An 8,892-nucleotide genomic window follows, 5' to 3' on the forward strand; every position below is an offset into this window, starting at 1 on the left:
TCAATCTAGAGTTATTTTCCTTATGCCATTTGTTCCTAAGCGTAGAAATGTTAAAAAGCTGATGTCTAAAAGCATTAACGTGTTCAATGGTAAAAAATCGATTGATCCAGAAACCTATCTAGAAAGCCCCCTAGAAGCTGATTTCTGCTACCATCTTGAATTCGACAGCACAGTAAAGTGTTATCAAGCGCAGCCATACTCCTTTCAGTATTTTTTCGAAGACGCAGTTCATACCTATTCCCCAGACTTTGAAGTTCAGTATACAGATGGCTCTTCTTGCTACTTCGAGATTAAATATTTGGCTGACATCGCTAGAATCGCCAATTTTGAAAAGTGGAAAGAGGCTATTTCAAAGGCCGCGATGAAAAAGGGAAAGGGTTTTACTGTACTGAACGAGGATTTTATCCGTAATAAACCGGTTTATGAAAATTTACAGACCATGTGGGGTGCAAGAACCATCGAGATAGATGCAACATTTCTTGTCCACGTTATCTCACTGCTTGATAAGTACCACGAATTACCCATCAAAGCCCTGATTCGAAATGATTCTGACGCTGATTTTGAACAAGTCTTCAGGCTAATATTTGATCGCAAGTTATCCGCTTCGTTGAGTTCTGGGTTCCTGTCAAAGAGCACTTTAGTTAAACAAACTGGTGATAGTTATGATTGTTACTTATAGCGTTGGTGATTTCATCGTCATAGAGCATGAAGGCAGTCAGGCACAGTTTGAAATTTTAGAGAGCAGTCTGAGCAGCTTGAGATTAAAAGACTCTCTGACGGGGATTGAGTCTTCTCGAAAAATACATGTCATACAAGAAATGATTATTGCAGGGACTGCTGTTATTCACCAAAGGCTGGAATCGACTCGAAAACTGCTTAAAAGTGATGCTGTTGAGTTTGAAAACTATCCTGAGGATCTGAAAAAGGAAGCTAGGGATAGATATATCTTCGTCACTGGTATTGTAGACATGGGGCTGCCTTCACACTCCGAACAGAGATTGACTAAGCCAATTACTGATATTTGGAATAATGAAAAATTTGAATATTTGTCTAAGAGGCCTAGTGTACGAAGCGTTCAGCGATGGCTGAAGTCATTCGTTGAAGGCGCTCATTCCATCCGGGCTCTTATTCCGCAAAGAGCTAATAAAGGGAACCGCTCACCTAAAGTGGATGTTCGGGTTGAACGGTACATACAATTAGCAATTGATTCCTTTAAAAAATTGGAAAGACCGTCTATCGCAACTGCTTTTGGTAATCTGGAAACGAGGATTAATTACGATAATTCGAAAATAGCAGATGCAGAAAAAAAACTAAAAGTACCGACTAGAACAGCATTTGTTAAGCGGCTTGAAAAAGAAGCCCCAAGAGAACTTATGCAAACCAGAGCGGGTAAAGAACAAACGAGAAAAGAGTATCGCGTCGCTCGACTGCCACAAGAAATTTCACTTATTCTTCAGCGAGTAGAGGTTGACCATACAACGTTAGACCTCTTTATAGTAGACGAAAAAACGAACCTTATCTTAGGTCGCCCAAATGTAACTGCGTTATTGGATTATAAGTCAAAATCGGTTCTTGGTTTTTACATTGGCTTTGAAAAAGCCAGCTATTTGAGTATCGCAAAGGCTTTGAGGCATGCAATTCTACCGAAAAGCTATGTAAAAAAACTCTACCCATCAGTTGTTAATTCATATGACGCATATGGTCCACCTAAAGTCTTATCGGTTGACAGAGGTAAAGACTTTGAGAGCCGTGCTTTTGAAGATGCATGCTTAGACTTGAATATTCGAATTCATCGAAATCCAGCCCGACATCCTTGGTACAAGGGAAGTATTGAATCCTATTTTGATACAATTAATCAGCAACTATTAGACGACAAAAGTGGCAAAGTGTTTCCCAATATAGTGGACAGCAATAACTATGATCCTAAGAAGCACGCCATCATCACAATGGGCCTCTTTTTGGAAATTTTTCACAAATGGCTCATCGACATCTACCATCAGCAGAAAGTTGCTCAGGGTACTATCATTCCGAGCGTTAGCTGGAATGAAGATCGTGATAAGGTGCCACTGAGAACCGTAGACCCTAAAGCGCTTGATATCGTTTTGGCCGAAACAAAAACAGCTAAAAACAACAAGGGAGGGATAAAGTTCCAGTATATTCAGTACGATAGTGACGAGTTGTTTAAGCTGAGAGCTGAGGTTGGATTCAAAAATGTCACTTTCAAAATCGATAGAGAAGATCTAGGAAAAATCTATGTTCTGGATGAACGAAATTCTCATGACAAAAGGTATATTACCGTACCTGCCCTGAATCAGTCTTATGCCAAGGGGCTTCGTCTTCATCAACACAAAATTATTCTAAACTTCAATCGCAAATTCCTCAACGGCAAGGTTGATGCCGAAGCCTTAGCTATTGCAAGAATGCAAATTGAGGAAATGGTTCAAGAGCACATTAAGTCTCGAAAAGGCAAAATTAGTACAAATCAGTCTGTGAGTCGGTGGGCCGATGTTGGTCAGCAAAAAGATAACACTACGAAAGGTACTGTTGTCGATGAATCAAATGAATACCGGGGTGTACCCAAGCCAGACGTTGGGTCTGCAACAGAACGAAGACAAGAAAAAGTAATCGGTTTTGATGGAACTAATAATACGCTCCCCGATAAGTTGGACTTTTAAAATGACACCTGAGCAAAAAGAAAAAATTAGAGCTGTAAAAAACATTTTCATCCCAACCAATACGCTTCAAAAAATGCTGCAAAGCATGAAGCGAATACGAGAGTTGGCGATTATCGATGGATATAAAAATCGACCTGACTGCATGTTTGTCACTGGGGAAACAGGAGTTGGAAAGACGACCTTTATTGAGCAGTACCTCGAAGCAAATCAGCGATATGATGTAGCGGATGGCGAGGAGGAAAAAACTGTTATTCCCGTTCTTTATTGCTCATTACCAAAATCCAAACGCCCGGTTCATGTGGTTGAGCAATTATTGGTAAAAATGGGAGATGAACTTCAAGGTAAAGGTGATGACGTTCCGGGATTAACCAATCGACTGGTGCATCTAGCCAAAAAGGCAAAAGTTGAACTGATCATCATTGATGAGTTTCAGCACGCAATTGATGCTGCTAATGAAGACATATTTGAAGATATCGGCGAGTGGTTCAAGATTTTCATTGATGCTGCCAGAATACCGATTGTATTTCTGGGAGTTCCTTGGGCTAAACCAATACTGGATGTTAATGACCAGTTACGTAGGCGTGTCAGAAAGAATAGTTATACTATTGAAAATTACACACTTGACACATTCAATGAATTTCAGATGTTTCTTCAACGAGTTGAACAGGAGCTGCCGATTAAGCCATATCGAGAGCTCTGGGAACAGGAAATGGCATTCAGACTTTTTGCAGCTTCACGGGGAAATTTATCCGAGTTGATGGAGGGTATTATCCAACCTGCATGTATTGAGGCCATTTATGATGAATCGCAATTTATATCGGAGCGGCATTTCATCGATGCTGTCGAGGAAAATACCGATTGGTTGGATGGCAACAATCCGCTCGCAGTAGAAATTGACAAAGTGGAAGCATTGCAGCAAAAAACATCGTCCTACTGGAACGAAAATGCAGAGCGGCTAGCCAGTAAAGTAGTTAAACCCACATATGCAACTGTTAAGTTTTCTAATTTAAATTTACAAACTGTACTCAGTAAAAGGTAGTTAACTTGGTAGTAAGACCCAAGATCAAGGCGAATGAGTCGCTTCAAAGTTATATGACCAGAATTTGCCGGGCTAATCATTGGAGATACTTGGGCTTTAAAGCTCATGTTACAAAGTATGTAGCCCCGCTGAACTCAACGAAGCTCAATGATAGAAAGGCCATCAGTACTTTTCTTGCTAAAAAAACTGGTTTCAGCGAGGTCTCTAAGCTTGTAGATGTGTGGCTTCTGGTGAACCGTCATCGTTCATATTTTGACATGTCAAGAATCAAGATATGCCCAATTTGTTACGAAGATGGTTGTGAGGCACCTGCATATTGGTCATTCAATAGTTACCTGTGCTGCGTGCAGCATGAGTGTTTGATGGTTGATTCTTGTCACAGTTGTAATCAACGATATACAAATGAAGGCTTAATAGATCTGCAATGCGACTACTGTCATACGCCAATCAGGGATAATAAACCTAAACAGGTTGAAGCAACGGATTATTACAGCAGGAAAATTTACGACTTGTTTGCTTCAAAAAACATGGAACCTGAAGACTATTTATCATGTGTTACTACTGAAATTACTCAGTCGGAGCTTGAACTGACTTTGATGAAATCGCTAGTCAGCAATTTTTCCAATGATCTAAGTACTTCAAAGCGGCATGCTCGGCGGCATTCGGCAATTGAGCTGCTTTATCAAAAGCAGCTTTTATGCGGGACAATATCCCGCAATGAGCGCATGCTCAATGCGGAAGTTGCTAGAGCCGTGACTGAGCTTTACCGGAGAGGCGAAAGTGACCTAGGCAGAATTATCCAAACAGTTAGACCTTTGCTAGAAGACCCTCGGGCAGCGTTTTTAAGGAAGGCATTGCAAGCTTTTATATTATCGTGTCCACCAGAACTGGATCAATTAAGAGTCGGGGTAAGATTGTTGGAGCAGTTGTTTTGTGCTGAGAAGGGCTACTACGAAGCATTACTTAGAACGAATTTTTCAAGTGACATGATAATAGCGCCGGGAACGCCAGCAATATTGGCTCGCAGTGCAATCAAGCTTATTAAATCTTGAAAAAAGTGGTTTCTTTATTGGATGGCTAGGCATAGTTTTTTTGTAACATCAACGTCACCACAATTTACCACACAGCTGTGATAGCAGAAGCTAAAGTAATTTGAAACGCTTGACGATCTGAGCAATGGCAAACGAAATTAAATCCCTCTAAATAAAGGATTTGGTCGAAACGTACAGATTGACAAGCCATCTATTCGACGAGAGTGAGATCTTTTTAAGAAAATAAACCAATTAATAAACTATAAAATAATGTTTAAAAACATATAGTTGATCCTCATTTTCTAATTTACCACGCTCATTTGTGAAAGGCTATTTTTTCATCAGTCTTCGGTTTTTAGGTGCCAAAGATTCTTGGCATACATAGTCTGATTTACCGTAAGGTGTGCCCCTAATTTCAGCCATGTACTGGAGTCAGATATGCACCTTGATATGTCTTTCGTACTACCAAAAAACGCGTTTGAAGACATCGAAGCCGTAGCTATTCAGTTCGGTCCTTACTATCAAGCGATGCTCTGGCCATTGTGGTTGAGGAACGTTGATACAAACGTAACATCCGTAAACATTCTCCAAGCTGGTGCTCAGCTGCTTTCAAGCTATGGCTGTGTGCTCGCAACCCTCCGATTTGGACTTTACTGCTCACGCCATTTTCCCTTACATGGCAACGTAGTTAGTGATGACGTTGCTTTGTATTACTTGCGTCAGGCTTTCAAGGAGCTAATGGGAAGCCCAGAAGGTGTTCTGATGTGGCTGCAAAAAGCGGAGGGCTTTGAGTACTGTAAGGCGGAACGAGACAGTTTCTGGTTTCAGGCTTGTGCAGCATATGCTCAACACGAATATGAGCAGAACCCTGACCTGCTAACTAGAGAAATAGAATTCGCATTTCAGTTCTTACTCAATGACAAAGGTCTGTCAGCATGAAACGCAAACTGACATGTAGGAATAAAGCGTTGCTATCTAAGCACTTCAAAACACGAAAGCAATTCGTCAGTCTGGTTAAGCACTGTGAGCAAACCACGTTTGCATCAATAGCTGCAAGTAAGGCAAAGGGACAGCAATGTTATATAAAACGCATACGTCGACAGGGACGCATGAATCCCCGCCAACTTAAGAAATGCCGGAAAAGGCAAATAAAATCGGGGTTAACTGGTAGTAGATATAGCGGCATGTGCCAATCGACTCTTCAGCCAGCTGGCTTCAAAAACTATGGCGTTACTGATCTTAACTCTCGCAATTAGCCGGGATTTGCTTATGAATACGAAGGTTAAAAACTGGCATATCGTCTCTATCTGCGACAAAGACCAATTGGTGGGTCGGATTCTATGGGGCATTTGCACGCAAGACGTTACAAACAGGTTTTCAGTTGGAGACTATGTCTGTACTTCTAAGATAATGGCAATCCTTCCCAAGCAAAACTTAGTTAAAACTTTTAGTGGAAGTACATACTTTGTGGAAGGTGATGGGAAAAAGTCTGAAATTCAGATCCAAGACTTTGAACTGTTGCGCGGCGGTCTCAGTCCTGATGAAATCAGTTTTCTCAAAGAACAACAAAAAATGGGCCTTATCAAACTTCGTTTTTCTGATTTAGATCAAGATGATTTAGTCGATGCTGAGACCTTTTTTGACGATTTAGATTCTGGCAAATATGACTTCTAACCGGACCCTAAGTCCTCAAGACATCAATTTTTTTTAAACGATACCAGTACTGAATTCACCAGTTTCTACTCACTAGAAAAGACATTTTTGAGCGTAAGTCGGAAGTGAAACTTGGCGATAAATTTAATTGTGGAGTCTTTATATGAGCACAAAGAGTGGGTCTACCAATAACTGGCTGGTTTGTAGTTTGTGTTGAATCCAAAGCCTTGTCCTCACCAGTGACTCGGTGATGGAGGGACTTTTTGTAGCCTAGCTATGGGGTAAGCTCAGGTTGACAAAAGTTTGATTTAGCAATAAAAGGTTGACGTTTTTTAAAATGTGCATAAAATAGTTATGGCATTTCACAACTATTGCTAGCTTAACCTTTTACGCTGGAGCACAGAATGGGTCGAGTACCAGAAAACTTTTCAGTGGACTTAACAGAAGAACGTTTAAAGATTGTCAGTAATCGATTGCTAGACGTTTTGGATGAGGCGGAAAGTTTCGCCCAAAGCCCCAATGCTACTGCATGGTTCAAGGGCACGGCCAATTATGGATTGCCTCAAGGTATGCTGAAACTTATGCATGAGGATGACAATTATCCTTGGATAACTTTAGCTAATCAAACAATGGACTATACGGCAAGAATTGGTAACACGTTGGTTCAGTTTGTAGTTGATGACCCACATGCGCCGAAGAAAACACACCGAGTAAAACGCAATGCGGTTGAAAGACAGCAGATAGGACTGGATTTAGAGGAGCACAATCCAGATATCCCTCTTATTTGGCGATTTTACTTAAACCCTAAGTCCAATGGCGTTGATTACTCTCCATCTGTGACATTGGTCGGTTTCGACATCAATGAAAATGTTGTTTGCATGTGGGAACACGAAGATGTAATTTCGTCGCCAATTTCAGGTGAAGTGGCTCAGCCTGTCGAAATTGACATGCCTGTAGTGTCACTCAAACATAGTTCTCAAAAGACGCAAGAAAGTAAGTAGCAGCAGTAAACAATGGATAGCAAAACATTTCGTTTTAATAGCGAACAGTTAAAGTTAGCAAGACTTGCTGCGGGATTATCTTTCGCTGATGTTGGAAGTATACTTGGCGTCACACGGCAGTATGCCTCTAAGCTGGAAAATGATGCGATCCCATCAATTGCTCAACTGAAGTTATTGGCTGACGCTTTAGGCGTTGATACAAGCTTCTTTAACAAGACAAGGAGTAAAGTCCTAGAGACTGAACAGTGTCATTTTAGAAGTGTTAGATCCTCAACTCAGAAACTTAAAAAGACGATTGTGGCACAAGTTGAAGTGTTGAATAGCCATATTTTTTCATTGATTGACGATATTGTAGATTTTCCAGCGATAAACATTTATGAAGCCGAAGATCATGAATATGACTCTGTTAAAGATATTGAAGTATTGGCAGAAAAAGTTCGAAGACAGTTGGGGTTGGGATTAGGGCCAATTTCTCATGTTATAAAACTTTTGGAAACTCTTGGCTGTATAGTCGTCAACTTGGCTGATGCAGATGAAAAGATTGACGCCTTTTCAACTTTCACTGGAAGACCAATAGTTGTTCGTAATACTCAAAAACTAAGCCCCGGTAGACTTAGGTTTGACTTCGCCCATGAGCTTGGGCATTTAATAATGCACCAAGGTATAGAAACAGGTTGTCGCACTACTGAGCAACAGGCCAACAATTTTGCCAGCGCATTTCTGATGCCACGAAGTGCTTTTGCTTCTGAGTTCCCGATGGTTAGAGGCGCTTACCTGAATTGGGATTCCCTTGTTCAGCTGAAGGTGAGATGGGGTGTTAGCCTAAAGGCGATAATTTACAGGGCGAAAGCTTTGGGGTTGCTTTCTCCAGAGAAAGCAAAGTCTGCGTACATTTATCTGTCCAAGAACGGCTATACCAAAAATGAGCGTGGGGATGACTTGATGTTAATAGAGCAGCCCACAATGCTTCAGAATGCAATAGACTTACTTGATATCCATACTGTAAATTCAATTGTTAAAGAAAGTGGTTTAAACAGAAATATGTTTATGACAAAATTCAACTTGCGTCTCCCTTCCTCTAACCATTTGATAGCAGTATAATTTTCATGCTTGCTGTTCGCCTACCCAGATAGAGATTACAGGCACAGCCCTGAGGGTTCTAATGGCGCGAAAACAACCATCGGCTGTTATCGCTAGACTGACCTTGGGAGTGAGTTTTTGCCACCACAAAGAGATGAGCAACATTGGCGATAACCTTTAACCTTAGCTTTCTAGCTGAAGTACAACGATACAGGACCCGCATAGCGGGTTTTGTCTTATTTGGTGATGGTTGATTGAATTAAAGTCCTTATTCTCATCAATGATCGAGTCTGTAAAAAAATCTGTGTAAGTGGCATTCTACCTAACTCCTTGGAAGGGATAAAGAATGCCAATTACAGACCAATTACTGGATCAGCTGTTAGCTGACTGCAAATCTCCTGAAGATCTGATGG

General features: G+C 40.9%; 8 protein-coding genes. All 8 read left to right on the forward strand.

Going from position 1 to position 8,892, the window contains the following annotated elements; translation table 11 throughout:
* Positions 1 to 22: 22 nt before the first annotated feature.
* Positions 23 to 679: a TnsA endonuclease N-terminal domain-containing protein gene (locus tag EOE67_RS18150; RefSeq protein ID WP_164852431.1), complete on the forward strand. Its 657-nt coding sequence runs from the start codon at positions 23 to 25 to the stop codon at positions 677 to 679.
* Entirely contained in the window at positions 663 to 2,675 is a 2,013-nt protein-coding gene (locus EOE67_RS18155) for a Mu transposase C-terminal domain-containing protein (protein WP_127700748.1), read from the forward strand. Before EOE67_RS18150 ends, EOE67_RS18155 begins: the two co-directional genes overlap by 17 nt.
* A gap of 1 nt (position 2,676) precedes the next feature.
* Positions 2,677 to 3,714 carry a TniB family NTP-binding protein gene (locus EOE67_RS18160; RefSeq protein WP_164852432.1) on the forward strand — a complete coding sequence of 346 codons (1,038 nt, stop codon included), beginning with the start codon at positions 2,677 to 2,679 and terminating at the stop codon, positions 3,712 to 3,714.
* A 5-nt stretch (positions 3,715 to 3,719) separates the two neighbouring features.
* The gene (locus EOE67_RS18165) at positions 3,720 to 4,766 is read left to right on the forward strand and encodes a TniQ family protein (protein ID WP_127700750.1); all 1,047 of its coding nucleotides are present in this window, start codon (positions 3,720 to 3,722) and stop codon (positions 4,764 to 4,766) included.
* A gap of 417 nt (positions 4,767 to 5,183) precedes the next feature.
* Positions 5,184 to 5,684: a hypothetical protein gene (locus EOE67_RS18170; RefSeq protein ID WP_127700751.1), complete on the forward strand. Its 501-nt coding sequence runs from the start codon at positions 5,184 to 5,186 to the stop codon at positions 5,682 to 5,684.
* A gap of 330 nt (positions 5,685 to 6,014) precedes the next feature.
* The gene (locus EOE67_RS18175; protein WP_206099661.1) at positions 6,015 to 6,419 is read left to right on the forward strand and encodes a hypothetical protein; all 405 of its coding nucleotides are present in this window, start codon (positions 6,015 to 6,017) and stop codon (positions 6,417 to 6,419) included.
* 383 nt (positions 6,420 to 6,802) lie between these two features.
* Positions 6,803 to 7,399: a hypothetical protein gene (locus EOE67_RS18180; protein ID WP_127700752.1), complete on the forward strand. Its 597-nt coding sequence runs from the start codon at positions 6,803 to 6,805 to the stop codon at positions 7,397 to 7,399.
* Between the two features lie 12 nt (positions 7,400 to 7,411).
* The gene (locus tag EOE67_RS18185; RefSeq protein ID WP_127700753.1) at positions 7,412 to 8,500 is read left to right on the forward strand and encodes a helix-turn-helix domain-containing protein; all 1,089 of its coding nucleotides are present in this window, start codon (positions 7,412 to 7,414) and stop codon (positions 8,498 to 8,500) included.
* The last annotated feature ends 392 nt before the right edge of the window (positions 8,501 to 8,892 follow it).

Source organism: Rheinheimera riviphila (assembly GCF_004005945.1).
Classification (GTDB): domain Bacteria; phylum Pseudomonadota; class Gammaproteobacteria; order Enterobacterales; family Alteromonadaceae; genus Pararheinheimera; species Pararheinheimera riviphila.